This is a genomic window from Paraburkholderia sp. FT54, from assembly GCF_031585635.1.
Classification (GTDB): Bacteria; Pseudomonadota; Gammaproteobacteria; order Burkholderiales; family Burkholderiaceae; genus Paraburkholderia.
In genome coordinates this window covers 1,589,440-1,613,374 of record NZ_CP134196.1, presented here as the reverse complement: position 1 = coordinate 1,613,374, position 23,935 = coordinate 1,589,440, and the positions used below count along the sequence as shown (strand labels likewise).

The window sequence follows — 23,935 nt, the reverse complement described above, 5'->3', positions numbered from 1 at the left end:
ATCCGGATGAGGTATGGCTAGCATGAGAGGCATCAGAGCGAGTCGCGTGTACGTGGCTCGAGTTTGTCCCGTGACGCGATCCATGCTGCGCCACGCACTCGCGCCGAGGAGCGCCATGCCTTGAGTGAACGCGATCCCGACGCGGAACTGCTCGAACTGGTCGGCCGGCAAGATCCGGCCGCTGTCCGCTCGCTCGTCTCGCGCAAGCTGCCGCGTCTGCTCGCGCTCGCCACCCGCATGCTGGGCGACCGCATGGAAGCGGAAGACGTGGCGCAGGAGGTGTTCGTGCGCATCTGGAAACAGGCGTCGCGCTGGCGGGAAGGCGATGCGAAGTTCGACACGTGGGTCCATCGCGTCGCGATCAATCTTTGCTATGACCGGCTGCGCGGCCGGCGCGAAGAGTCGCGCGACGAGATGCCCGAGGAGGTCGATCCCGCGCCGTCGCCTGAGGCCGGACTCGAAACGCGCGCCCAGGACCAGCGGATTCGCGACGCACTCGCCGCGTTGCCGGCACGCCAGCGCGAGGCGCTGGTACTCAGCTACTACCAGGAGATGTCGAACATCGACGCCGCAGCCCTGATGGGCATCAGCGTCGATGCGTTGGAGAGTCTGCTGGCCCGCGCGCGCCGCAATCTGCGCGCTCAACTGGCCGGCAGCGGCCTTAGCAAGGACAAGTCATGACGCCCGAAAGATTTCAGCAGATCGTCGAAGCCTACGGCGCCGAGCCGCGCCGCTGGCCGCAGGAGGACCGCCCGGCGGCGCAGGCGTGGGCGCAATCGCATCGCACCGAAGCCGATGCGCTGCTGGCGCAGGCGGCCGGTGTCGATGCGTGGCTCGCCGCCGATAAGGTCGAACCGCCGGACGCGTTGCTGATGAAACTCGTGCTCGACAGCGCGCCGGTCAGGCAGCCGACCGCGCCGCGGCGGCACTTGTGGTGGTCGGGCGCGGCGGTCGCGGGCGTCGGACTGCTGGGCGGTGTGGCCGGCGCTTTCGCCGTGTCGTTCTTCGTGCTGACGGGAACGGGGCAGCAGGCGCATGAGTGGTCTTATTTGACATCGAGCTTCGGCGGTTCGTCCGCCGATTGGAGCGACGAATGAACGGCCGGTCGTGGAAAATCGTGCTGGCGGCCTCGCTGGTGCTGAATGTGTTTCTGGTGGGCGCGATCGTCGGCGGCGCTTATCAATGGTTTGCCGCGCGCGGCGCGACGGTGCCGGTGCTGGCGCAACAGCGCGCGCTGCGCTTCGCCGCGGAAACGCTCTCGGCCGACCGCCAGAAAGCCTTTGTCGGCGGTTTGAAAGATGCGCGCCGCGACGGCCGGCAATATGCTCGCGAAGGCCGCGAAGGGCGTCGTGAAGTGTTGCGTCTGCTGGCGGCGCCGCAGTTCGATCGCGCCGCGCTCGATGCCGCGCTCGCCCGCACGCGCGAGGCCGACAGCCGTCTGCGCGCGCAAATGGAAGGCAGCGTGGCGGATTTCGCGGCGACCCTGTCGCCCGAGGAGCGGGTCCGGTTCGCCGACAACCTGAAGGTGCGTGGGCAGTGGCGGGAACCTGCGCCGGCGGCGAATGCGAAGAAACCAGCGAATCAGGCATCGAGCGAATCTTCGGGCGAGTAAAAAAACTGAAGCAGCCGCGACGGATTTTCGCGTGGTGGCCGTTGAAGGAATATCCAATGCCGAAGAGGATGGTATGGGCAACTCACCGAACCTGAACACCGCGGCGATTGCGCTGAACCGCTTCGGCCTGGGCGCGCGTGCCGGCGACACGCCGCCCGCCGATCCGAAAGCCTGGCTGCTCGCCCAGTTCGAGCAATACCAGGCGCGGCCGACTACGTGGGCGAGTCAGCCCGACTCGGTGGCGCTGTCGACCGAACTGATGCAGCAGCGCATGCAATTCAATCAGCAGGCTCGTCAGAATACGGGCGAGGGCGCGGCGACTCCTCCAGCGAACGCGCAGAACATGGCGCAGCCGGACGGGCAAACCCGTGCTCAGGCGAACGCACCAGCGAATGCGCAGGCCGCCGCACAAAGCCCGACGCAGACAAACGCACAAACTGCCAGGCAAGCCGAACGAAAAGTCATTCGTCGCGAAATACTCGACCTGTACCGCTCATCGGTGAATGCACGCGTGACGAGTGCGCTGACCACGCAGACGCCATTCGTCGAGCGGCTGGTGCATTTCTGGGCCAACCACTTCGCGGTCTCCACCGAAAAGCCGGGCGTCGCGGCGCTGGCCGGCTCGTTCGAGGCCGAGGCGATTCGCCCGCATGTGCTGGGCCGTTTTGAAGACATGCTGGTGGCGGTCGAGCGGCATCCCGCCATGCAGCTGTTTCTCGATCAGACGCGCTCGGTCGGACCGGACAGCATGGCGGCCATACGCGCGGCGCAGCGCAATCCGGATCGCAAACGCGGCCTGAACGAAAACCTCGCGCGCGAAATCATGGAGTTGCACACCCTCGGCGTGCGCAGCGGCTACAGCCAGGACGACGTCAGCGAATTCGCCCGCGCGCTGACGGGCTGGAGTGTCGCGGGCAATCCGACCAACGCCGCGAATGCCGGCAATGCGGGCAGGTTGGCCATGCAGCGGAACGCCGCGCCGGGCACGTTCGTGTTTCGCGCCGCGCTGCACGAGCCCGGCTCGCGGACCATCATGGGCCGTCGCTACGATCAAGCCGGCGAAGAGCAGGCGCTCGCGATCCTGCATGACTTCGCAAGCGCGCCGGCGACGGCGCAGCATATCGGCGGCAAGCTGGCCCGTCATTTCATCGCCGACAATCCGCCGCCCGGCGTGAGCGAGCGTCTGGCGAGCGCGTTCGAGCGCAGCGGCGGTGATCTGCCGACCGTCTACCGCGCCTTGATCGACATGCCGCAGGCGTGGTCGCCCACCGCCGTGAAGTTCAAGACGCCGTGGGAGTGGACCATCTCCTCGATGCGCGGGCTCGGCTGGCAGGACCTCGGCAGCCTGCAGGCGGCGCCCATTCTCACGCAGCTCGGCCAGCCGGTGTGGCGCCCGGGCTCGCCCGCCGGTTACGACGACATCGCCGCGAGCTGGGCCGCGCCCGACGCGCTCGTGCGTCGGGTCGAAGTGGCGCAGCGGTTCGCCTCGCAAGTCGGCGACCGGCTCGATGCGCGCTCGCTCGGCCAGACCCTGCTCGCCGGTTCGCTCAGTGCGCCGACGGCCACGGCGGTTTCGCGTGCCGAAAGCGCCTCGACCGCGATCGCGCTGCTGCTGGTCTCGCCGGATTTTCAACGGAGATGAATGCCATGCTGTCACGCCGCAAGTTTCTGAGCGTCACCGCCGCCGGCGCGGGCACGATGCTCGTGGCGCCGCGCATCGCGTTCGCGAGCGTCGCCACCGAGCGCCGTTTCGTGTTCGTGATCCAGCGCGGCGCCGCCGACGGTCTGAACATCGTCGTGCCCTACGCCGAACCCGCCTACGCCACATTGCGCGGCGCGCTTGCCATCGACACGTCGAACGCGCCGCGCCTGAACGGCACCTTCGCGCTGCATCCCGCGCTGACGCAGACCGCTGCGATGTATGCGAACCATCAGGCGCTGTTCGTGCACGCGGTGGCGTCGCCGTATCGCGACCGTTCGCACTTCGACGGACAGAACGTGCTCGAGACCGGCGGCACCTCGCCGTATCAGATGAAAGACGGCTGGTTGAACCGGCTCGTCGCGCAGTTGCCGGCCACGCGTGAGAATGCGATTGCCTTCGCGCCGACTGTGCCGATGGCGTTGCGCGGACAGGCGGCGGTGACGTCATACGCGCCCTCGGCGCTGCCGCAAGCTCCCGACGATCTGCTCACGCGGGTCTCGCAACTCTACGAGCAGGACGCGCAGTTGCGCCCGCTATGGGAGTCGGCGATGGCCGCGCGCGGCCTCGCGGGCGACGCCAGCGCGCGCCAGGATCCGGCGAGTCTCGGCAAGCTCGCCGCCGGCTTCCTGTCACGCGAGAACGGGCCACGGATCGCGATGATCGAAACCGGCGGCTGGGACACGCACAGCGCGCAGAACGCGCGCCTCGCCAATCAGTTGAAGGCGCTCGATACGATGCTTGCGGCATTGCGCGACGGCATGGGCCCGTTGTGGAGCAACACCACCGTGCTGGTCGCCACAGAGTTCGGCAGAACCGCCGCCGCCAACGGCACGGGCGGCACCGACCACGGTACGGGTTCGGTCGCGATGGTGCTGGGCGGCTCGGTGCAGGGCGGGCGTGTGATCGCCGACTGGCCGGGCCTCGCGCCGCACGACCTTTACGAAGCGCGCGACCTCAAGCCGACCATCTCGCTCGATGCGTTGATCGCCGGCGCCGCGAGCGAAAGCCTCGGGCTCGACCCGCAGCGCACGGCCTCCGCGCTGTTCGGTCAGACGGCGGCGGGGCGGCCGCTGAGCGGCATCGTGCGCGCGTAGCGGCGGTCGCCGCGACTCTCAGGAGAGGAACTTGAAAACGATATCGACTGTACGCGCCGTATCGCTCGCGGGTCTTTGCGCCGCGCTGTTGTCAGCCTGCGTGGTCGAGCCGGGCCGGCCGCCGCAACCCGAGCCGCTCGTCGAAGTGGTGCCTGCCGCGCCCGCGCCGGGCTATCACTGGGTCAAAGGCCACTACCGTTGGGAAGGCAACCACTGGGCGTGGGTGCCGGGACATTGGAGAGGATGACCCGGCAGCGGCCCGCCTGTTAGCGCCGGCCGCCCGCAAGCCGTCGCGCATCCGGCAAACGCCGCAAACGCGCCATCGCGATGCAGCCGAGAATCGGCCCGATCGCGAGCATGCTGAAGGCGCCACGCCAACCCGCCAGCGCGACGACGTCCGGCACCAGATGAATGCTTACCAGCGTCAACAGAAAACCCGCGCAGGTCTGCGCGGTCAATAACGTCCCGATCGATGCAGGTTCGGCGAGTTCCGCAATGCTCGCCGAGAACTGCGCGGAATCGGCGATTACCGAAATACCCCAGCACAGCGCCACGCCGCCAACCAGCCAGACCGGCGCGCCGAGCAGCCAGCCCATCAGCGCGGCGCACGCGCCGCTCACCGCCATCGCGCCGATCGTCACGGTGGTGCGGCCCAGGCGATCCGCCAGCACGCCGCCGAGCCACGCGCCGAGCGCGCCCGCCGCGACCGCGCCGAAGGTCAGCCATTCGGCCGCCGCGCGCGGCTCCGGCATGCCGGCCGCCGCAAAGCTCGCTTGCAGGAACACCGCGAGCCACGCCCACATCGCGTACAACTCCCACATGTGGCCGAGATAGCCGAAGTTCGCGAGCCGCAACGCGGGGTTGCGCCAGGCACCGGCCAGCGCGGACCATTCGATGCGCGTCGCGCGCGCCATGTTCGGGCCGACGCCGCACAGCAGAATCGCGACGCCCGCCAGCAACGCGCAGCATGCCGAAATGCCATAGATCGCGCGCCAGTTCGAACCGCCGAGCGCCGCCAACAGATGCGGACTCGCCGAGCCGAAGGTCAGCGCACCGACCAGCAGTCCGATCAACAGGCCCAGGTCGCCCTTTGCCCAGGTCGCCGCGAGCCGCATGCCGACCGGGTAGACGCCGGCCATGCAGATGCCCGTCAATAGCCGCAGCAGGATCGCGAGCGGACTCGCCGGCGCGAGGAACACGAGACACGCGGTGGCCGCGCCAGCCGTCAGCGCGCTGGCCATGAAGAGCCGCCGCGGATCGAAGCGGTCGGCGAGGGAGAGCAGGGCGCTCGTGATGGTGCCGGCTACGAATCCGGCCTGCACGGCGCTCGTGAGCAAGGTCGCCTGCAAGGCAGACAGACTCTCTGCCTGCCTGACGATCGCCACCACGGCCGACGATGAAAACCACACGCTCATCGCGCCCACCTGGCAGAGCAGCAGAATCACGAGCGAACGCGTCTTGCCGGCCGTCGCGCGGCTCGATCGATGCGGGCTTGCCGAGGCTTCTTTCATGCGTGTCTTGTGCCGTGCGTCCTGCGTTAGCCGGCCGATTCAGCGGCGAGCGCGCCGGCTTCGGCCGCGTGCGTCGCGTGCACGGAGCGTGCGCCGACACGGTGGTAGCGGCGGCCGTAGTAGATCAGCGCGTCGCCCGCGACCTGCGTATGCGCGGCTTTGACGGCGCAAAAGAATACTGTGTGCGTGCCGACTTCGGTGACCGATTCGATCTCGCAGTCCAGTGAAGCGAGTGCGCCATGCAGGACCGGTGCGCCTGTCGCGAGGGTATCCCATTGCGCGGCGGCAAAGCGTTCCGCCATCGGCAGTGTGCTGGTGGCGAAGCGCGCGGCGAGCGTCTGCTGCTCCGCGCTCAGCACGTTGACGCAGAGCTTGCCATTGGCGCGAAAGGCCGCGTTGTTGCGGCTGCTGCGATTGATGCAGACGAGCAGCGTGGGCGGCTCGTCCGTCACGCCGCAGACCGCCGACGCGGTGCAGCCGGCCAGACCCGCGGCGCCATCGCTCGTGATGATGTTGACGGCGGCGCCGAGGCCGGCCATCGCGTCGCGGAAGGTGCTCTTGTCAAGCATGGGAGCCTCTGCGGAGAAGTCGCCGCGCCGCTGCATGCCGGCGCGAAGTGAAAACCTGCGTAACGGTGCTATCGATAAGGATTACCTGGAACCTGGGCGGTGACGCAAACGGGCGAGCGGCATCTTGCAGCTTCGCGCCTGGCAGCCGAACGCGTATGACTGAAGCGTGCATCACGGCGCCGATGTCAGGCATCGCCCGGGACGGGCGTCACGGCACAATCCGGCGAGCGAAACTTCGCCGCCGTATGGTTAGCCGGCAAACGCGCATGCCCGAAGAGTTTTTCGCGCAACGTGCCCTCACGATACGCTCGCTTGTAGGCGCCGCGTTCCTGCAGAATCGGCACGACGTGCGCGATGAAATCCTCGAAGCATTCCGGCGCGACCGTGCGCGACAGGTTGAAGCCGTCCACGCCCGCTTCCTCTGTCCATGCGATCAACTCGCTCGCCACCCGTTCGGCCGAGCCGACGAGCGGCGCCTGACGGCTGCCCAGCACCATCTGTTCGAGCAGCTTGCGTTTGGTCCATTGCGGACCGGCGGCGCGCGTCATGGCTTCGACGTTCGACACGATGGCCTGGCTCTTGCCGGTTTCGATCGGCTCGTCGAGGTCGTAGCGCGCGAAGTCGATTCCGAGCGATGCCGCCGCATGCACGAGCGCCGCCTCGGAACTGACATAACGCTGGTACTCCGCGTACTTCTCCTTCGCCTCGCTGTCCGTGCGTCCGGTGATGACGGTTTGCCCGAGCAGCACCTTGATGTCGTGCGCATTGCGACCACCCGCAACGGCATGCGCTCGAATATCGTCGACGATCGCTTTCACGGCCGGTCGCGCCTGGCCGTTGACGAACACGCACTCCGCGTGCGCCGCGGCGAACCGTTTGCCGCGCGCCGACGACCCCGCCTGATAAAGCACAGGCGTGCGCTGCGGCGATGGCTCGCTCAGATGCATGGCGTCCACCCGATACTGCTTGCCGTGATGATGGATCACATGGACTTTCGATGCATCCGCATACACGCCCCGGACTCTGTCGCGCAGCACCGCGCCGTCTTCCCAACTGCATTCCCACAGTTTGTAGACCAGTTCCATGTATTCGTCGGCGAGGTCGTAGCGGTCGTCGTGCGCCATCTGGCCGGTCAGGCCGATCGCGCGCGACGCGCTGTCCAGATAGCCGGTGACGATGTTCCAGCCGACCCGGCCGCGCGTCAGATGATCGAGCGTCGACATGCGCCGTGCGAACAGATACGGCTGTTCGACCGTGAGATTGGACGTGACGCCGAACGACAGATGCCGCGTCACCGCGGCCATGGCCGGAATCAGCAGCGTCGGGTCGTTGACCGGCACCTGCACGGCGCCGCGAATTGCCGCGTCGGGGTTGCCGCCGTAGACGTCATAGACGCCGGCGATGTCGGCGAAAAAGATGCCGTCGAACAGGCCCGCTTCGAGCGTGCGGGCGTAGTCGGTCCAGTACTGCAGATCCGTGTAGCGCGCCGACTGATCGCGCGGGTGGGTCCACATGCCTTGCTGGATGTGGCCGACGCAGTTCATGTCAAAAGCGTTGAGGACGATTTCCTTCGGCATGGTGTCTTCCGGCTGGGGTGGACGAATGCTTGCGGTCGGTGTTCGACTCGCGTGAGGAGGTGCAGGCTGCTGCGGCAGTCTTGCGTTTAATATAGTGGACGAAAAATCACTATGCAAGACATTGATTTCGGCCTTTAATGGGCGGCAAGGCGGGGCAAGGCAAGGCGGGCGTGGACGCCCAGACCGCCTCGATATAATTTGCGGTGCCCGCATTCCTCATTTTTTTCAACTCGCCAATTTTTATGTCCGAATCCGCTGCCATCGATCTGACCCAGGCGATCTCCTCGCGCGTGAAGACCGAGCGCGAGGCGCGCAACTGGTCGCTAAGCGAACTGGCGGAACGCTCGGGTGTGTCGAAGGCGATGATCAGCAAGATCGAACGGGGCGAGGCGAGCCCCACGGCGACGGTGCTCGGGCGTCTGTCAGGCGCGTTTGGCCTGACCTTGTCGACCTTGCTGGCGCTGGCCGAGCAGACCGGTGAGCGGCTCGTGCGGCACGCGGACCAGGCAGTGTGGCAAGACCCCGAGACCGGCTACACGCGCCGGCGAATCTCGCCACCCACGGGCGGCGTGCTGGAATTGCTCGAGATCGAGTTGCCGCCTGGCGTGAAAGTGCCGTATCCGCCCGATGCTTTCGTGTTCCAGCATCAGCAGCTCTGGGTGACGCTGGGCGTGTTGACCTTTCGCGAAGGCAAGCAGATTTACCGGCTGGAAGCGGGGGACTGTCTCCAACTTGGCGCGCCGCTCGAATGTGAGTTCTTCAATGCGGGCGAAGACGTGTGCCGCTACGTGGTCGGCCTCGTTCGGCGGTAAGTGGTTCAATGAGCGCTTCAATAAGCGTTTCAAATACCAGGACGACAGGCAACGCCTCATGCTCGCATCGAGCGACGAGCGGCGTTGCCTGTCGTCACCGGCAAGTCACCGGGTGAAAGCAGGCGCTTAACCTCCGCCGCCCTGCGTGCCGATGGTGAGTTTATTGTTCACCGACTTCACGCCGGCCACCCCCTTCGCCACTTCCTCCGCCTGCGGAATCTGCGCGCCGTCGGGTACCGATCCCGTAATCGTCACCGCGCCGCCACGGGCCTTGACGAACACGTTCGACACGTCAAAACCCTGCGCCTTCGCCAGAGCCTTGCGCACTTGCAGACCCAGTGCGCGGTCCGTCTTCTTGACCGTTTTGGCACTGGGCGCCGACATGTCGCCGGACGCCATCGCGTCGCTCGCCTGCGCATAGGCGCTGGCCGCCGTTGCCAAACACAATGCGATGCCGAGCGCCTTCAAAAGATTGACTGTTTTCACGTTTTCTCCATCCTCGAAAAGTTGATGTCGCTTCGTTGCATGCAAAAAACCACGCGCTTGCGAGCACTTTCCGCCCACGAGGAGCACCCTGTCTTGTAGAAGAGTGTTGCCGCGAGGCTCCCGGCGCGCTTAAACAATACTCCAGCCGAAGCGCTCATGCTGGAAAAACTGGCCGGAACGCCGCCTTGGCAGCCGTTCCGGCAATCGTCGCGACGGTTTGCGTTGCGCGCCTGTGACGAGGATGTTCCACATATCGGGTTGTGAGTCCTTCAATGCCCAACGGCTAGAACCATTGTGGCGCCATGCTGAGCGTCGTGTCGTCCAATGCGCGCAACGTGGCGAGCATCAAGGTGACTCGCGGCAGTTCCCAGCGGAAGAACCACTGGCACGCATGCAGCTTGCCGCGATAGAAGTCCGCGTCGGCTTCGCTATGCGATGCGGTTAGCGCGGCGCTTGCGACGTTCGCCTGGCGCAGCCACGTCCACGCAATCACGATATGGCCGAAGGCTTCGAGAAACGCGTTTGCATTGGCGAGCGCGCGTTCGCTGTCATGGGCCAGCGTGGGCAGCAACGCCTCGACCGTGGCAGTCAGATCGGTCCATGCTTCGCCGAGTGCATCGGCGTGTGCGTGCAATGCCGGGCGTTCGCGCGCTGCATCGATCGTGTGCTGGATCTCACGCGCCAATTGTTGGAGCGCGGCGCCATGTTTCATCGTCACCTTGCGGCCGAGCAGATCGATCGCCTGAATGCCGTGCGTGCCTTCGTGAATCATGTTCAGCCGGTTGTCGCGATAGAACTGCTCGACCGGATATTCACGCGTATAGCCGTAGCCGCCGTGAATCTGGATCGCCAGGCTATTCGCTTCGAGACACCATTGGGAAGGCCAGGATTTCACTACGGGTGTCAGCAGATCGAGCAGCAGGCCGGCTTCGGTCCGCGCGGCCTCGCTCTCGCCGGTATTCTGTTCGTCGACGAGGCGTGCCGCGTACAGGCACAACGCATAAGCACCTTCCACATAGGCTTTTTGTGCGAGCAGCATGCGGCGCACGTCGGCGTGTTCGATCAGCGGCAAGGGCGGGTCGAGCGGATTCTTGTTGTCGGGACGGCGTCCTTGAGGCCGCTCGCGCGCGTAATCGAGCGAAGCCAGATAGCCGCGATAACCGAGCATGACCGCGCCGAGACCGACGCCGATGCGCGCCTCGTTCATCATATGGAACATGTACGCGAGACCGTGATGCGGTTCGCCCACCAGTTCACCGATGCATTCACCGTGTTCGCCGAACGACAGCATGGTCGACGTCGTGCCGCGCCAGCCCATCTTGTGAATCAGTCCCGCGAGGCAGACGTCGTTGCGCGCGCCGAGGCTGCCGTCTTCGTTGACGTGGAACTTCGGCACGGTGAAGAGCGAAATGCCCTTGACGCCCGGCGGCCCGCCGGGAATACGCGCCAGCACCAGATGAACGATGTTCTCGCTCAATTCGTGGTCGCCGCCTGAAATGAAAATCTTGCTGCCGCGAATCGAATAGGTGCCGTTCGCATTGGGTGTGGCGCTCGTGACGAGATCGGACAGGCTCGAACCCGCCTGCGGTTCCGTCAACGCCATGGTGCCGAACGCGCGGCCATCGAAGAGCGCTTGCAGATACTTGCGCCTTTGCGCCTCGCTGCCGAAACGTTCGATCACATTCGCGTTCGCCGTGGTCAGCATGGCATACGACGCGGTGGCAATGTTCGCACTCTTGAAGAGCGACAGGCACGCAAACGAAATCACCGACGGCAACTGCATGCCGCCCCATTCGTAGTCCTTGCCCGCGGCGAGAAAGCCGGTGGCGCGCATCGCGTCGAGTGCGTCCTTCACCTCGGCGGGCAGGGTGACCCGCTGACCGTCGAACTGCGGTTCGTGTTCGTCCGAGAGACGGTTGTGCGTCGCGAACTTTTCGACGGCGACCGCGTACGCGGTTTCGAGCGCGGCGTTGAAGGTCTCGCGGCTGTGATCGGCATGACGTGCGCGGCGTGTGAGCGTCTCTGCTTCGAGCACTTCGAATAGCTGGAACTCGAGATCGCGTGAGTTGATGATCAGCGCATCTTGCATGAGAGAAGACCCGTGAAAAGTAAGCTGCAATGCGGAAACAGCCACGTAAGACAGGCGTAAAAAACGCTCTCGAACGTATCGGCACGGCGCGGTGGAAAGCGCGCTATTCGGGTAATTCCCGATGCTCCACCACTCGATTCTGCGTGCCAGTTTATAACGAAAGTGAATGATCGTGCTTTTATTTACAGCCTGAATTTCGGCACGTATGATGGTCGCAAAACACAGCATACCGATCTGCACAGCAGAACAAATCTGGAGGAGCGACGCAATGTCTGTGAAGGACCTGTTTCAACTGGACGGCAAGGTGGCACTCATCACCGGCGGCTCGCGCGGCCTCGGTCTGCAAATGGCCGAGGGGCTCGGCGAAATGGGCTGCCGTGTCGCGATCACCGCGCGCAAGGCCGACGAACTCGCTGAAGCGAAGGCGCATCTGCAACAGCTCGGCATCGAAGTGCAAACGGTGGTGAACGACCTGCAGCGCTTCGAAGGCATCCCCGGCCTCGTCGACGAAGTGTTGGGCCTGCATGGCCGCATCGATATTCTCGTCAACAACGCGGGCGCGACATGGGGCGCACCCGCCGAAGACTATCCCGACGAAGCGTGGCACAAGGTCATGAACCTGAACGTCAACGCGCCGTTCTTTCTCGCGCGCGAAGTGGGCAAACGCAGCATGATCCCGCGGCGTGCCGGCAAGATCGTCAATATCGCTTCGGTGGCGGGCCTGAAGGGTTCGCCGCCCGGCATGAACACGATTGCGTACAACACGTCCAAGGCGGCCGCGATCAATTTCACGCGGGCGCTCGCCGCGGAGTGGGGCAAGTACAACATCAACGTCAACGCGATTTGCCCGGGCTTTTTCCCTTCGAAGATGTCGGCAGGCCTGCTCGACAAACTCGAAGACACGATCGTCTCGCGCACGCCCTTGCAGCGTCTGGGCGGCGACGAAGATCTCAAAGGCCCGATCGTGTTTCTCGCGAGCGAGGCGTCGCGCCACATCACCGGTCAGGAATTCGCGGTGGACGGCGGCGCGATCGTCGTCTGAGCGTCATTCCCGTCAGGCGCGGCGATGTGAACGAAGCGCGCGGCAGGAACCCAACGCGCACCGACAGTAAAAGACAGTAAAAGCAGGAGACGCTGATGAACGAACGCCATCACCCGCATTGGCCGCCGCAGGTGCCGCTGCATTTGACGCTGCCCGAGACCAATCTTTTCTATAACGCGGAAGTCTCGGCGGCGCGCTATCCCCACAAGCCGTTCATCATCTTCTACGACACGGCGATCACGTTCGCCGAATTCAAGGACGAAGCCGAACGGATCGCGGGCTTTTTGCAGCAGGAATGCCAGGTCAAGGCGGGCGACCGCGTGCTGCTGTATATGCAGAACAGTCCGCAATGGATCATCGCTTACTACGGCATCCTGCGGGCGAACGCGGTGGTGGTGCCGGTCAATCCGATGAACATGACCGCCGAGCTGGCGCATTACGTGGAGGACAGCGGCGCGACCACGATCATCGCGCCGCAATGCCTGTTCGCGAACGTCGAGCCGTTGATCGGCAACGGGCCTGGCAAGGGCCTCGAACACGCCATCGTGGCGACGTATAGCGATTATCTGAAGCAGACGTCGCCGATTCGCGTGCCTGAATTCGTCGCCGCGCCGCGCAAGACGTTCGCGATTGCCGGCGTCACGCCCTGGCAGGACGTGCTCGAACGGCGCATTGCGCCGGGGCCGCTTACCACCGGTCCCGACGATCTGTGCGTCATGCCTTATACGTCCGGCACCACCGGCAAGCCGAAGGGCTGCATGCATACGCACCGCAGCGTGATGAGCACGGCGCTCGGCGGCTGTGTCTGGTTCTCGTCGCCGCCGGACGGCGTCTATCTATCGGTACTGCCGCTCTTTCACGTGACCGGCATGCAGGGCGGCATGAACAGCGCGGTCTTTTCCGGCGCGACGATCGTGCTGTTGCCGCGCTGGGACCGCGAGGCCGCCGCGCTATGCATACAGAAATATCGCGTCACTGCCTGGCAGTCCATCTCGACGATGATGGTCGATTTCCTCTCGAACCCGAAGCTCGGCGAATACGATCTGTCGAGCCTCACCGGCACGCGCGGCGGCGGCGCGGCGATGCCGGACGCGGTCGCCAGAAAGCTCAAGGCGCTGACCGGGCTCGATTACGTGGAAGGCTACGGCATGACGGAGACGATTGCCGGCACGCACATCAATCCGCCGCATCGTCCGAAGCCGCAGTGCCTGGGCATTCCCGTGTTCGACGTCGACTCGCGCGTGATCGATCCGGTCTCGCTGCGGGAACTGCCACAAGGCGAAACCGGCGAGATCGTCACTCACGCGCCGCAGGTCATGCAGGGCTACTGGGGCAATCCGAAGGCGACGGCCGAAGCGTTCGTCGAACTCGACGGCAAGCGGTTTCTGCGAACCGGCGATCTCGGCCATATCGACGAAGACGGTTATTTCTTCATGACCGATCGTCTCAAACGTATGATCAACGCCTCCGGTTACAAGGTATGGCCGGCCGAAGTGGAGGCACTGATGTACCGCCATCCGGCGATTCACGAGGTCTGCGTGATCGGCGTGCAGGACGAGAAGCGCGGCGAGACCGTGAAGGCGCTGGTGGTGCCGGATGCTGCGCATGCAGGCACGATTACTGCGCAGGAGATCGTCGACTGGGCGCATGAGCAGATGGCCTCTTACAAGGCCCCGCGCATCGTCGAGTTCGTGGCGTCGTTGCCGAAGTCGGGCAGCGGCAAGATCTTGTGGCGGAAATTGCAGGAAGAGGATGCGGCGCGCACGGCTGGCTCGGGAGATTCGTCGGCCTGATGCAACACCCGCTCGTGACGCTGAAAATACTCTTCTGATGGTTTGCCTGTAATCTTTGAGCGCGAATCCGTACCGAGTATCGTGCGCGGCTCGCGATGGTCGACAAGGACGCGCAGACAAGCTTGCATGCTATTGCCAACTTTCGAGAGGGGATATTGAAAATGAAGAGCTTTGCCATTAAACAGATCATGCTCGGACTTGCCGTCACTGCCATGATGGCCGGCAGCATTCCGCTCGCCGCGGCACAAGGCGCCAGCGACGCCGCCATGACGGCTGCGCCCGACATGGCGAGCGCAGCGAAACCGACCAAAGCCGAGCGTAAGGAGGCTCGCAAGCAAGCACGTGCGAAGAAGAATGCCGAGTTGAAGAAGCTCGAAGACGCGGGCTACCAGCCGGGCCAGAATGATCCGAACTATCCGGACAAGCTGCAGAAAGCGCAGAAGAAGGCCGGCATCGGAACAGGCGCGAGCCAGTAATCGCGCAGGCAGCCGCGCGGCGGGACTGAGGTATTGTGCGGCTGCCGGTATGGATCAAAGCGTCCGGCCCGTTCACGTAAGCCAACGCCGCAGCCTGATTCAGCTCAATCCCTCAACGCGCGCCAAGCGTCTCCACCAGCATGTCGACGAAAGCCTTGACCCGCGCCGTCATCTGTAACTGCTGCGGGTACATTGCATAGATATCCGCGCCCGGCGTGCGGTAGTCAGGCAGCACGTGGACGAGGCGGCCGTCGGCGAGATACTCCGCGATATCCCATTCTGCGCGCATCAGAATGCCGTGCCCGTCCAGCGCCCACTTCACCGCGATTTCGCCGTCGTTGGTGGTGAGGTTGCCACGCACGCGCACCGTCTCGGTCTTTTCCGCGGCGCCGCGTCCGCTGGTCAGACGCCAGACGCCGTAAGCGTCGCCGCCCTGGCGAATGCCGATGCAATTGTGCTGCGCCAACTCCGCCGGACCGCGCGGCGCCCGCCGCTCGGCAAGATAGCGCGGCGAGGCGCACAGCAGGCGCCGGTTCGACGCAACCCGGCGCGCGATCACGCGGGCATCCGGCGGTTCACCGAAACGCACGCATACGTCGAAGGCGTCGTCGCTGAGCGGCGGCGGGTCGACCGAAAGCTGCAATTGCACGTCCACCTCGGGAAAGCGCTGCACGAACTTCGAAATCATCGGGGCCACGTGGCTGCGGCCGAAACCGAGCGTCGCATTCACGCGCAGCAGGCCCTTCGGCGCCGCCTGCGAGCCGCCGAGCAACTGCGCGAGGTCGTCCATTTCGCTCAAAATGCGCCGCGCGCGCGTCAGATATAGCTCACCTTCCGGCGTGAGGCTCATACGCCGCGTCGTGCGGTTGACCAGCGAGACGGCCGCCCGCGATTCCATCTGCGCCAGATGCTTGCTCACGGCCGCCGTGCTCAGGCCGAGTTCGCGCGCAGCCGCCGTCAGGCTGCCGCTCGCTGCGAGCGTGGAGAAAAAAGCGAGATCGTCCGGCTGGATCGACGAGGTCATGAGTCGGCCTATTGTTAACCTGGAGTTAAGGATGTTTTGAGTCTAGCAGCGTTTTTCCGGGCGGTGGCCGTTCTACGATGCAATCCACGCTTTCAACATCAAGGAGACACGCAATGAAAACCTATCGCATCGCAACCATTCCCGGCGACGGCATCGGCAAGGAAGTCGTCCCGGCGGGCCAGCGCGTTCTGGAGGCCATGGCGGCGCGCAGCGACGACTTCGGTTTCGAGTTCGAGAATTTCGACTGGGGCGGCGACTACTACCGCGAGCATGGCGTAATGATGCCGGCCGACGGACTGGATGCGATTCGTCATAAAGACGCGATTCTGTTCGGCTCGGCGGGCGACCCGCATATTCCCGATCACGTCACGCTTTGGGGCCTGCGCCTGAAGATCTGCCAGGGCTTCGATCAGTACGCGAACGTGCGTCCCACGCGCATCCTGCCCGGCATCGACGGGCCGTTGAAGCGCTGCGGGCCGAAGGATCTCGACTGGGTGATCGTGCGCGAGAACTCGGAGGGGGAATATGCCGGCGTCGGCGGCCGCGCTCACCAGGGTCATCCGATCGAAGTCGCCACCGACGTGTCGATGATGACCCGCGCGGGCGTCGAACGCATTCTGCGTTTCGCGTTCCGGCTTGCGCAATCGCGACCCCGCAAGCTGCTGACCGTGATCACCAAGAGCAACGCGCAACGCCACGCCATGGTCATGTGGGACGAGATCGCCGTGCAGGTCTCGAAGGAGTTTCCGGACGTCCGCTGGGACAAGGAACTGGTCGACGCCGCCACCGCGCGCATGGTCAACCGGCCCGCCACGCTCGACACGATCGTCGCCACGAACCTGCACGCCGATATTCTCAGCGATCTGGCCGCGGCGCTGGCCGGCAGTCTCGGCATTGCGCCGACCGCCAATCTCGACCCCGAACGCCGCTATCCGTCCATGTTCGAGCCGATTCACGGTTCCGCGTTCGACATCATGGGCAAGGGCCTGGCGAATCCGGTCGGCACCTTCTGGTCGGTGGTGATGATGCTGGAGCATCTCGGCGAGCACGCCGCCGCACAGCAATTGATGGCGGCAATCGAGCGCGTCACGGCGGACCCGTCGCTGCATACGGGCGACCTGGGCGGCACGGCCACGACCGCGCAGGTGACCGATGCCGTGTGCGCGATTCTCGCCGGTGGGTCGTCGACGTCGGCCGCAGCGGTTGCCGGCGTCAAGGCCGCCTGAGGCGCTGCGCGCGTCACAAAAAAAACATAACGCCCGGACGAACTCGTCACGGGCGAACTCACTGCGTCAAGCAGAGTTTGAGTGGAGACATGTATGAACGACGAATTGCAAGCCCGTGTGGTTCGCAAGCTGACCTGGCGCATCCTGCCTTTTGTGATGCTGCTTTACTTTGTCAGCTTTCTCGACCGTGTGAACGTCGGCTTTGCGGCCATCACCATGAACAAGGACCTCGGCCTGACGCCGACCATGTTCGGGCTCGGCGGCGGCATTTTCTTTCTCGGTTATTTTCTGTTCGAGGTGCCGTCGAATCTCATCCTCAACAAAGTCGGCGCGCGCATCTGGATCGCACGCGTGATGGTGACGTGGGGCCTGGTGTCGGCCGCCTCCGCATTCGTCTCGGGGCCGACTTCGTTCTATACGCTGCGCTTTGTGCTCGGCGTCGCCGAAGCCGGCTTCTTCCCCGGCATCATCCTGTATCTGAGCCAGTGGTTTCCCGCCCGTCAGCGCGCCGTCGCGGCCGCCGCGTTCATGGCGGCCGCGCCTCTCTCGACGGCCATCGGCTCGCCGATTTCCGGCGCGATCATGCAGATGCCCGCGTTGTTCGGCCTGAAGGACTGGCAGTGGCTTTTCATCGTCGAAGCAATTCCCGCCGTGCTGCTCGGCTTCGCGGTATTGAAAGCGCTCACCGATTCACCCGACAAAGCCCGCTGGCTCGCCGCCGATGAAAAAGCGTGGCTCATCGCCACCTTGCGCGAAGAACGGATGGGACGCGAATCGCAGGCAGGCCATGCCGCGGGCGCGCTCGCCGCGCTGCGCGACTCGCGTGTGTGGATCATGTCGATGATCTATTTCGGCACCTCCGCTGGACTCTACACGCTCGGTTTGTGGGCGCCGCTCATCATCCGGCAGTTCGGCTTCAGCGCGCTCGGCACGGGCGCATTGAATGCGATTCCGGCCGTCCTGGCGGTGCTCGGCATGGTGGTGTGGGCGCGTCATTCGGACCGTCGCGGCGAACGCACCTGGCACGTGGTGATTCCCTGCGTGGCGGCCGCCATCGGGCTCGGCTGGGCCGGCGTCGCGGACACGGCGGTCGGCGTCGTGCTGGCGCTGGTCGTGGTGAACGTCGGCATCAGCGCGGCGAAGGCGCCGCTGTGGGCAATGCCGAGCACGTTTCTCTCGGGCGCGGGTGCGGCTGCCGGAATCGCCATGATCAATTCGATCGGCAATCTGGGCGGCTTCGTCGGCCCGTTCGCGATCGGCTGGCTAAAGAGCGTGACGGGCGGATATGCCGCCGGGCTCTATGTGGTGGCGGCAAGTCTTGCGGTTTCGGCTCTGCTGACGTTGGCAGTCGGTCGGCGAGGGTATCGGGCCGCGCACGCGGCGCAATGATCCGGCACGCTCGAATGGTGATGAGAAGTGTTGGCGTTCTCGCTCACGACGTGCTGTAGGGCTTTGATGCGTTCCATATCCGAATCGATTACGCTTTGCCGCTGTGGATTCGATATGCGGGCACATCACCATGGCATCCAGACACGAAGTCAAACGATACAAGGCTAATCTCTCCGATGAACTGCACAGCGCCGCGCTGTACGAAACGCTCGCCAGGGTCGAGAAAGACGACACGCGCAAGCAGGTCTACAGCGACCTCGCCAGGTCCGAGCGCGATCATGCGCAGGTCTGGGCCGACAAGCTGAGGGCCAACGGGCTTCAGCCGAAGGGCACCGGCCAGGCTGTCAAAACGCGTTTGATGAAAGGACTGGTCCGCGTGTTCGGCGCGGGGTTCGTGCTGCCTACGCTCGCGGCCGCGGAATACGCCGATCGCAACAAATACCAGGGCCAGCCGGACGCAGGCCATATGTCGGCCGACGAGCATCATCACGCCGCGATGGTTCGGGCGCTGGCTCATGGCGGCGGCGATACGAGCCTGTCGCCGGGCGCGCGGATCGCCGCGGCCGAGTCGTGGCACAAGGGCGCGGGAGCGGGCAACGACTTGCGCGCCGCCGTGCTCGGCGCCAACGACGGCCTCGTCTCGAACTTCTGCCTGATCATGGGCGTGGCCGGTGCGGGAACCGGCAACAAGGCGATTCTGCTGACCGGTCTTGCGGGGCTCATCGCCGGCGCGTGTTCGATGGCGCTGGGCGAATGGCTCTCGGTGACCAATGCCCGCGAACTGGCCAGCACTCAAATCGCGAGAGAGGCGCAGGAGCTCGAGGAGTCGCCGGAAGCCGAAGAGCATGAACTCGCGCTGATCTATCGCGCCAAAGGTCTCGACGAGCGCGAGGCCAAACGGGTCGCCTCGCAAATGATGCGCGACAAGAGCAAGGCGCTCGACACACTGACTCGCGAGGAACTCGGGCTCGATCCCGCGGAGTTGGGCGGCAATCCGTGGTCTGCTGCGGGCGTGTCGTTTTGCCTCTTCTCGGCGGGTGCGATTTTCCCCGTGATGCCGTTTCTGTGGACGCACGGGTATAGCGCGATCGTGCAGTGCGTGGCGCTCAGCATGCTGGCGCTCGCATCGATCGGCGTGTTCACGTCGCTTTTCAATGGCCGCAGTGCGGGATTTTCCGCGCTAAGGCAGGTCGTGATCGGGCTGATCGCGGCTGCGTTCACGTTCGGGGTGGGGCGGTTGCTGGGCGTGTCGGTGTCGTGAACGCCGTTTTGGTGAGTGCATCTCATTTGTGGGTTGCGTCGTTGTGTGCGCTGAAGCTGGATTTGTAGAAGGCGGCTAGAGGACGCTTCCCCGTGGATGCGTCTAACGTCGCTTTGTTCTCTTCTGGTGCCTGCAACTGGGCACTCAACAGACATTCGCGCGTGTTGACATCGAATCAGCCATTTCCGTAGTGCGGTCTGTTGTCGTCTGACTGTTGCAATTCGAAGTTCCTACGACGGACTTCAGTGTTTGTCGACTCGCGTCAGAGTCGATGCAAGGTTTCCGTAATTTTAGGAGTTGTCGGATATTTCATTTGTCGCTGTCCCTTTAGGGTGCTTGGGCTTTATCAAGTACAACCAATAGGGACAACCATGATAAGAAACAGAATTAAAGAGAGTCCGGCCGGGATGGTGGCCCGCCTGCTGGCCGCATTCATCCTGCTCATGATGGCGTTCGGCGCAAACGCCGCTGATTGCAATGCGGTGTGGGCGGCCACTGGCGCAAAGCCAGGTTCGCCCACCTGTCGGTGGGATGCTTACGCCGGCGTACCGGGCGGTATGCAGTACTACAACTGCGTTAGTTTGCCGCTTATAGACGCGTGGTGTGCGGTACCGGCGGATGACCAGCCGGAGGCTAGGTGTCCGGTTGCCGACCCGATATTCCCAGGCAGTGGAGCGGTCACGTTGACGGTTGCCGATTTTGTCAGCGGTGACGATATTCCGATGCTTTTCAAGCGGACGTACCGTTCAAAGTCACTGGCGGCGTCCGCGACGGCGATGGGGCCGGTCTGGTTCCATAGTTGGCAGCGTAGCCTGGGACTGGCGAATGCCAATAATGGCAGCACATCAACGGTGCTGGCGTATCGGGAGAATGGCGAGCCCACTATTTTCGTTTGGTCCGCTGGTAGCTGGCGAACAAAGGCCTTCACCGGTCTGACGCTGGTGCAGAGCGGCTCGGGATGGACTCTCACCGACCTGAATACGGAAACTGTCGAATCGTATTCCGGTCAGGGTGTGCTGCTGACCGAACGCACAAAGACAGGCTTTGTGCGCACGCTGAGCTATGACGGCTCCGGTCTGCTGACCACTGTTACACAGCACGCCGAAGGCACGGATGCCAGCAAGGACATCACGCTTCGGCTCGACTACGACGATAAGCGTCGTCTGTCGCGTCTCGATGTTCCGCTAGGTGGTCTGACCCAGTACGGATACGACGCGAATAGCAATCTTGTTTCGGTCACGTGGCCGGATGGATACATGCGCCGCTACGTCTACGACGACACGCGGTTCAGGAACGCATTGACCGGCGAGATCGACGAGTCGGGCAATCGCGTTGCGACGTGGAGCTACGATGCTCAAGGTCGCGCGGTGGCAGTCAGTCATCCCAATGCTGTACAGAACGTGCAGTTGGCGTATAACGCGGGCTCGACGGTTGTCACCGGTAGCAAAGGTTCCACCACGCTGAGTCTGTCGTCGATCGGCGGCATGCTCCGGCCGACCGGGAGCGCCTCGGCCGCAGGCAATACGAACTCGGGGTGGGATGCGTCAGGCAATTTGCTGAAAGACACGGACGCCAGCGGTGGCACGTCCGAATACAGCTATGACGATACCGGGCGCCCGGTTCGGGCGACGGTGAAGAGTGCGGGCGGCACATCCATAACGACGATCCGTTATTACGACGCAACCAGTCTGCGTCCGTCGATGATCGCATCGCCAAGGTTGATCCAGTCTTTCGTGTACGACGCGAACGGCAATGTCACAGGGATAAGTGAGACGCCGACTACTGACGCGACCGGCTCCAGCGCTTTCGATGCAACGAAGGCAGCTGGGGTAACGACCGCGTACGGCATGACCCACGACGCCAACAACCGGCTTGCGTTTGTAATGCAACTGGCGGACGGAAAGGCAGTTGCGCAGTGGAAAGTCAACCGTGATGCAACGGGCAATGCGTTCAACATTGTCACGCTTGGCGACGATCTCCAGGTCACGGAGTTTATCTCGCGCGATGCCGCCCACCGCGTCACCGTGGGCTATAACCCCACGGGCGATTTCTACCTGCGTTACGACCGGCGGGGACGCATCGAGAACTTCAAGTTCAATGAATACGCGAGTCCGGCGAACGGCGGAATTCGACGCGTTTTCAAGGCCAGGTTCGGTTATTCGCCAGACGGGCAGGTTGCATCGCGTACGGGTACGGTTGCCAAGGACGGCAGCGCTCTCGATTTGAACGATGGCACGGACATTCCGATCTCCAGCGAAGAGACCAATCAATGGATCGATAACTATAACTATGGTGACTCGCCGGTGGGGCCGCCTGCGAATCTCCAAGGCGCGCGACAACTGCTGGGGGGCAACTTCCTGGGCATGTCGACCGTTTGCAGTGGCTGTCATTTTTCGGTCGGACTGATCGACGGAACGATACGCGGTATCGCGATGGTGTACCGGTTGTTGCAGAACCCGGTCGTTCGCAATGGCATCGGGCAGGGCGCGAGGAAAGCAGCGGAGAACTGGGATCGCATCAAGCAGATGTGCAAGCCCGCCGCGGAGACGGAGGTGGATGGGATTCCGCCGGGGCGGATCATATCGGAGTATGAGGATATCACGGCAGGCAATAGCATCCGCAACATCAGGACTGACGTTGAGAAAGCGGAGTTCGAAGCTAATCTGGTAGAAAGTGGCTACGTGCAGACGCTGAGCAAAGACGGAAAGGCCGACATCTTTACCAAAGATGGTGCACGCTACACAGTCAGGAACGAATCGAACTCTGGATATCCGACCGCTGAATTTGTGCCAGCTGGCGCACCACGAGGGACCATTAAGATACGGCTTCCACTATGACCAAACCAGACTTCATCTCCGATTCGGCGACCTTTTATCCACTCTGGGAACGTGCGAATCGGCGCGTGCAGGAGTTGGCTTCAGCCTCACCAGCCGAGCTACTCTATTTTGATTCTGTTGATATATCGACACAGAAATTTTTTGAACTTGTACGAGCGTTGCTGGCCTTCGAAGGTGCGGGCGATTTTGTCACCTTGGTGCTGAAGCCGGATCCTTTCAGCTATTTTAATTTCCACTTTCACAAGTACCCTGGCTTTGTGCATCGTGCGGAGCAATCGGATGACGATTTTTTTGAATCCTGGCAAGAGGACCCAGGCGACAGCCCGGCAGATTGTTTATGGGCGAATTCTGAGCGTTATGCGGTTCTCCCGACACCTGGAACATGGTTCATGTACGCGGACAGAAAATGGGAAATGGGCGTGCTTACGGGGCCGCCTAATATCATTGAGTTTGCCCGTAGCTTTTATCCTTTTTTTCTCCAACCTGGCGAAGGGTTCAGAATCGTCGAATAGCTTGCGTTAGATCGGGAAGTCGGCAGAGCGGAAACGACGTAACAGTTTGCGTCGTTTCCGCATGCCGCGTTTGCCGCCCGAGCCTATGCAAGATCACTCGCCGGCGATCTTTGAAACAAACTTGCGCAATGGCATCTGGAGGCAGACGCTTTGTAGGGACCGCACGATGGACATTATCACTAAAAATGGAGACCGCTATGGTGTTCGCGATCAGTCGAGCCGAGGTCAGCCGATGGCGGACTATTTCCCTACGGGTTCGAAAGGCGCAACTGTCAAAATCCGCTTGGGCAGCTAATGAGTAACATTGACTATATCAGTGACCGAGAGATATTCACGCCGCTTTGGCGGCGTGCAGGCGAGTGTATGGAACAAGTCGCCGTCACTCCGGCCTCGGAGTTATTGCACTTCGACTCTTCTAACCTTGGCACGCAAATTTTTCGCGACCTTATCCGGAGCGTTGCGGCGTTCGATGGAATAGGTAAGTTTGCTGTAATCGTGATCAACCCCGATCCGTTCAACTACTTCAATCACCATTTTGGAAAATACCCGGGATGCATAGTCGAAGCACAACATACCGACGACGATTTTTTCGAAATTCTGATGAGGGACCCTGGCGACAGTCCGGCTGATGCGATCGGTTTTTATTCGGAGCAGTATGCAGTCTTGCCCATATCGGGAGAATGGTTCTTCTATGCGGATCGAGGATGGGACGGCGGAACGGGCGTTCTCGGTGGTCCTTCGGATGTCATGGAATTTGCTCAGCAACGTTTCGGGTTTTACGAGAATCCGGGTTGAGTTTTCTGATTTACCACCGTCGTTGTGACGTGTGGTTGCGGTAGTGGCGCGCGTGTCCCGGTCAACAGGTCCGGACACGCTTCCACCGGAACCGTGGCTGGCAAAGTCTTGGCAGGTCCGTCACCACC

Annotated in this window: 22 protein-coding genes; 16 read left to right on the top strand and 6 right to left on the bottom strand. The window is 63.3% G+C overall.

The annotated features are described in order from the left end of the window. Positions 1 to 63: 63 nt before the first annotated feature. The 6 genes from RI103_RS26765 (at position 64) to RI103_RS26740 (ending at position 4,655) form a co-directional block, all read left to right on the top strand. The gene (locus RI103_RS26765) at positions 64 to 681 is read left to right on the top strand and encodes an RNA polymerase sigma factor (protein WP_409076991.1); all 618 of its coding nucleotides are present in this window, start codon (positions 64 to 66) and stop codon (positions 679 to 681) included. Continuing rightward, positions 678 to 1,097, top strand: coding sequence for a hypothetical protein (locus RI103_RS26760; RefSeq protein ID WP_310815467.1), 420 nt, complete (start codon positions 678 to 680; stop codon positions 1,095 to 1,097). Before RI103_RS26765 ends, RI103_RS26760 begins: the two co-directional genes overlap by 4 nt. Then, the gene (locus RI103_RS26755; protein ID WP_310815466.1) at positions 1,094 to 1,612 is read left to right on the top strand and encodes a periplasmic heavy metal sensor; all 519 of its coding nucleotides are present in this window, start codon (positions 1,094 to 1,096) and stop codon (positions 1,610 to 1,612) included. Before RI103_RS26760 ends, RI103_RS26755 begins: the two co-directional genes overlap by 4 nt. A gap of 73 nt (positions 1,613 to 1,685) precedes the next feature. Further along, positions 1,686 to 3,254 (top strand): DUF1800 domain-containing protein, encoded by a 1,569-nt coding sequence (locus RI103_RS26750; RefSeq protein ID WP_310815464.1) that lies wholly within the window; start codon positions 1,686 to 1,688, stop codon positions 3,252 to 3,254. A 5-nt stretch (positions 3,255 to 3,259) separates the two neighbouring features. After that, positions 3,260 to 4,408, top strand: a complete 1,149-nt coding sequence (locus tag RI103_RS26745) for a DUF1501 domain-containing protein (protein ID WP_310815463.1) — start codon at positions 3,260 to 3,262, stop codon at positions 4,406 to 4,408. Between the two features lie 31 nt (positions 4,409 to 4,439). Then, positions 4,440 to 4,655, top strand: coding sequence for a hypothetical protein (locus RI103_RS26740; protein ID WP_310815462.1), 216 nt, complete (start codon positions 4,440 to 4,442; stop codon positions 4,653 to 4,655). A 19-nt stretch (positions 4,656 to 4,674) separates the two neighbouring features. Here RI103_RS26740 and RI103_RS26735 read toward each other — a convergent pair whose 3' ends face one another. From RI103_RS26735 to RI103_RS26725, 3 genes are all read right to left on the bottom strand, one after another. Further along, a complete protein-coding gene (locus tag RI103_RS26735) occupies positions 4,675 to 5,919 on the bottom strand; it encodes an MFS transporter (protein ID WP_310815460.1) in 1,245 nt (414 codons plus the stop codon). A 26-nt stretch (positions 5,920 to 5,945) separates the two neighbouring features. After that, entirely contained in the window at positions 5,946 to 6,488 is a 543-nt protein-coding gene (locus RI103_RS26730) for a flavin reductase (RefSeq protein ID WP_310815458.1), read from the bottom strand. Positions 6,489 to 6,673: 185 nt separating this feature from the next. Then, a complete protein-coding gene (locus RI103_RS26725; RefSeq protein ID WP_310815457.1) occupies positions 6,674 to 8,065 on the bottom strand; it encodes an LLM class flavin-dependent oxidoreductase in 1,392 nt (463 codons plus the stop codon). Between the two features lie 242 nt (positions 8,066 to 8,307). Here RI103_RS26725 and RI103_RS26720 point away from each other — a divergent pair, with 242 nt between their 5' ends. Then, positions 8,308 to 8,877, top strand: coding sequence for an XRE family transcriptional regulator (locus RI103_RS26720; protein WP_310815456.1), 570 nt, complete (start codon positions 8,308 to 8,310; stop codon positions 8,875 to 8,877). Positions 8,878 to 9,003: 126 nt separating this feature from the next. On the opposite strand, the gene RI103_RS26715 is transcribed toward RI103_RS26720, so the two are convergent. Next, positions 9,004 to 9,363 (bottom strand): BON domain-containing protein, encoded by a 360-nt coding sequence (locus RI103_RS26715; RefSeq protein ID WP_310818586.1) that lies wholly within the window; start codon positions 9,361 to 9,363, stop codon positions 9,004 to 9,006. Between the two features lie 283 nt (positions 9,364 to 9,646). Beyond that, a complete protein-coding gene (locus RI103_RS26710; RefSeq protein WP_310815455.1) occupies positions 9,647 to 11,452 on the bottom strand; it encodes an acyl-CoA dehydrogenase in 1,806 nt (601 codons plus the stop codon). 268 nt (positions 11,453 to 11,720) lie between these two features. Here RI103_RS26710 and RI103_RS26705 point away from each other — a divergent pair, with 268 nt between their 5' ends. From RI103_RS26705 to RI103_RS26695, 3 genes are all read left to right on the top strand, one after another. Then, a complete protein-coding gene (locus tag RI103_RS26705) occupies positions 11,721 to 12,494 on the top strand; it encodes an SDR family oxidoreductase (RefSeq protein ID WP_310815454.1) in 774 nt (257 codons plus the stop codon). A 95-nt stretch (positions 12,495 to 12,589) separates the two neighbouring features. Continuing rightward, complete coding sequence (locus RI103_RS26700) at positions 12,590 to 14,287, top strand: long-chain fatty acid--CoA ligase (protein ID WP_310815453.1); 1,698 nt, start codon at positions 12,590 to 12,592, stop codon at positions 14,285 to 14,287. Between the two features lie 161 nt (positions 14,288 to 14,448). After that, the gene (locus tag RI103_RS26695) at positions 14,449 to 14,763 is read left to right on the top strand and encodes a hypothetical protein (RefSeq protein ID WP_310815452.1); all 315 of its coding nucleotides are present in this window, start codon (positions 14,449 to 14,451) and stop codon (positions 14,761 to 14,763) included. A 112-nt stretch (positions 14,764 to 14,875) separates the two neighbouring features. On the opposite strand, the gene RI103_RS26690 is transcribed toward RI103_RS26695, so the two are convergent. Beyond that, complete coding sequence (locus RI103_RS26690) at positions 14,876 to 15,787, bottom strand: LysR family transcriptional regulator (protein ID WP_310815450.1); 912 nt, start codon at positions 15,785 to 15,787, stop codon at positions 14,876 to 14,878. 113 nt (positions 15,788 to 15,900) lie between these two features. Between RI103_RS26690 and RI103_RS26685 the strand changes: the two genes are divergently transcribed. From RI103_RS26685 to RI103_RS26660, 6 genes are all read left to right on the top strand, one after another. After that, entirely contained in the window at positions 15,901 to 17,013 is a 1,113-nt protein-coding gene (locus tag RI103_RS26685; RefSeq protein WP_310815448.1) for a tartrate dehydrogenase, read from the top strand. Positions 17,014 to 17,106: 93 nt separating this feature from the next. Beyond that, positions 17,107 to 18,402, top strand: coding sequence for an MFS transporter (locus RI103_RS26680; protein ID WP_310815447.1), 1,296 nt, complete (start codon positions 17,107 to 17,109; stop codon positions 18,400 to 18,402). A gap of 130 nt (positions 18,403 to 18,532) precedes the next feature. Further along, positions 18,533 to 19,663 (top strand): VIT1/CCC1 transporter family protein, encoded by a 1,131-nt coding sequence (locus RI103_RS26675; RefSeq protein WP_310815446.1) that lies wholly within the window; start codon positions 18,533 to 18,535, stop codon positions 19,661 to 19,663. Positions 19,664 to 20,034: 371 nt separating this feature from the next. Further along, a complete protein-coding gene (locus RI103_RS26670; protein WP_310815444.1) occupies positions 20,035 to 22,500 on the top strand; it encodes a DUF6531 domain-containing protein in 2,466 nt (821 codons plus the stop codon). After that, positions 22,497 to 23,012, top strand: a complete 516-nt coding sequence (locus RI103_RS26665) for a hypothetical protein (protein ID WP_310815443.1) — start codon at positions 22,497 to 22,499, stop codon at positions 23,010 to 23,012. The genes RI103_RS26670 and RI103_RS26665 overlap by 4 nt, the downstream gene beginning before the upstream one ends. 363 nt (positions 23,013 to 23,375) lie before the next feature. Continuing rightward, positions 23,376 to 23,807, top strand: a complete 432-nt coding sequence (locus tag RI103_RS26660; RefSeq protein WP_310815441.1) for a hypothetical protein — start codon at positions 23,376 to 23,378, stop codon at positions 23,805 to 23,807. The last annotated feature ends 128 nt before the right edge of the window (positions 23,808 to 23,935 follow it).

What these genes read in the sequence shown, in the direction of transcription:
- RI103_RS26760 (WP_310815467.1), top strand. Translation starts at nt 678, where the DNA reads ATGACGCCCGAAAGATTTCAGCAGATCGTCGAAGCCTACGGCGCCGAG.
- RI103_RS26755 (WP_310815466.1), top strand. Translation starts at nt 1,094, where the DNA reads ATGAACGGCCGGTCGTGGAAAATCGTGCTGGCGGCCTCGCTGGTGCTG.
- RI103_RS26750 (WP_310815464.1), top strand. Translation starts at nt 1,686, where the DNA reads ATGGGCAACTCACCGAACCTGAACACCGCGGCGATTGCGCTGAACCGC.
- RI103_RS26745 (WP_310815463.1), top strand. Translation starts at nt 3,260, where the DNA reads ATGCTGTCACGCCGCAAGTTTCTGAGCGTCACCGCCGCCGGCGCGGGC.
- RI103_RS26735 (WP_310815460.1), bottom strand. Translation starts at nt 5,919, where the DNA reads ATGAAAGAAGCCTCGGCAAGCCCGCATCGATCGAGCCGCGCGACGGCC.
- RI103_RS26730 (WP_310815458.1), bottom strand. Translation starts at nt 6,488, where the DNA reads ATGCTTGACAAGAGCACCTTCCGCGACGCGATGGCCGGCCTCGGCGCC.
- RI103_RS26725 (WP_310815457.1), bottom strand. Translation starts at nt 8,065, where the DNA reads ATGCCGAAGGAAATCGTCCTCAACGCTTTTGACATGAACTGCGTCGGC.
- RI103_RS26720 (WP_310815456.1), top strand. Translation starts at nt 8,308, where the DNA reads ATGTCCGAATCCGCTGCCATCGATCTGACCCAGGCGATCTCCTCGCGC.
- RI103_RS26710 (WP_310815455.1), bottom strand. Translation starts at nt 11,452, where the DNA reads ATGCAAGATGCGCTGATCATCAACTCACGCGATCTCGAGTTCCAGCTA.
- RI103_RS26705 (WP_310815454.1), top strand. Translation starts at nt 11,721, where the DNA reads ATGTCTGTGAAGGACCTGTTTCAACTGGACGGCAAGGTGGCACTCATC.
- RI103_RS26700 (WP_310815453.1), top strand. Translation starts at nt 12,590, where the DNA reads ATGAACGAACGCCATCACCCGCATTGGCCGCCGCAGGTGCCGCTGCAT.
- RI103_RS26695 (WP_310815452.1), top strand. Translation starts at nt 14,449, where the DNA reads ATGAAGAGCTTTGCCATTAAACAGATCATGCTCGGACTTGCCGTCACT.
- RI103_RS26690 (WP_310815450.1), bottom strand. Translation starts at nt 15,787, where the DNA reads ATGACCTCGTCGATCCAGCCGGACGATCTCGCTTTTTTCTCCACGCTC.
- RI103_RS26685 (WP_310815448.1), top strand. Translation starts at nt 15,901, where the DNA reads ATGAAAACCTATCGCATCGCAACCATTCCCGGCGACGGCATCGGCAAG.
- RI103_RS26680 (WP_310815447.1), top strand. Translation starts at nt 17,107, where the DNA reads ATGAACGACGAATTGCAAGCCCGTGTGGTTCGCAAGCTGACCTGGCGC.
- RI103_RS26675 (WP_310815446.1), top strand. Translation starts at nt 18,533, where the DNA reads ATGGCATCCAGACACGAAGTCAAACGATACAAGGCTAATCTCTCCGAT.
- RI103_RS26670 (WP_310815444.1), top strand. Translation starts at nt 20,035, where the DNA reads ATGATAAGAAACAGAATTAAAGAGAGTCCGGCCGGGATGGTGGCCCGC.
- RI103_RS26665 (WP_310815443.1), top strand. Translation starts at nt 22,497, where the DNA reads ATGACCAAACCAGACTTCATCTCCGATTCGGCGACCTTTTATCCACTC.
- RI103_RS26660 (WP_310815441.1), top strand. Translation starts at nt 23,376, where the DNA reads ATGGAACAAGTCGCCGTCACTCCGGCCTCGGAGTTATTGCACTTCGAC.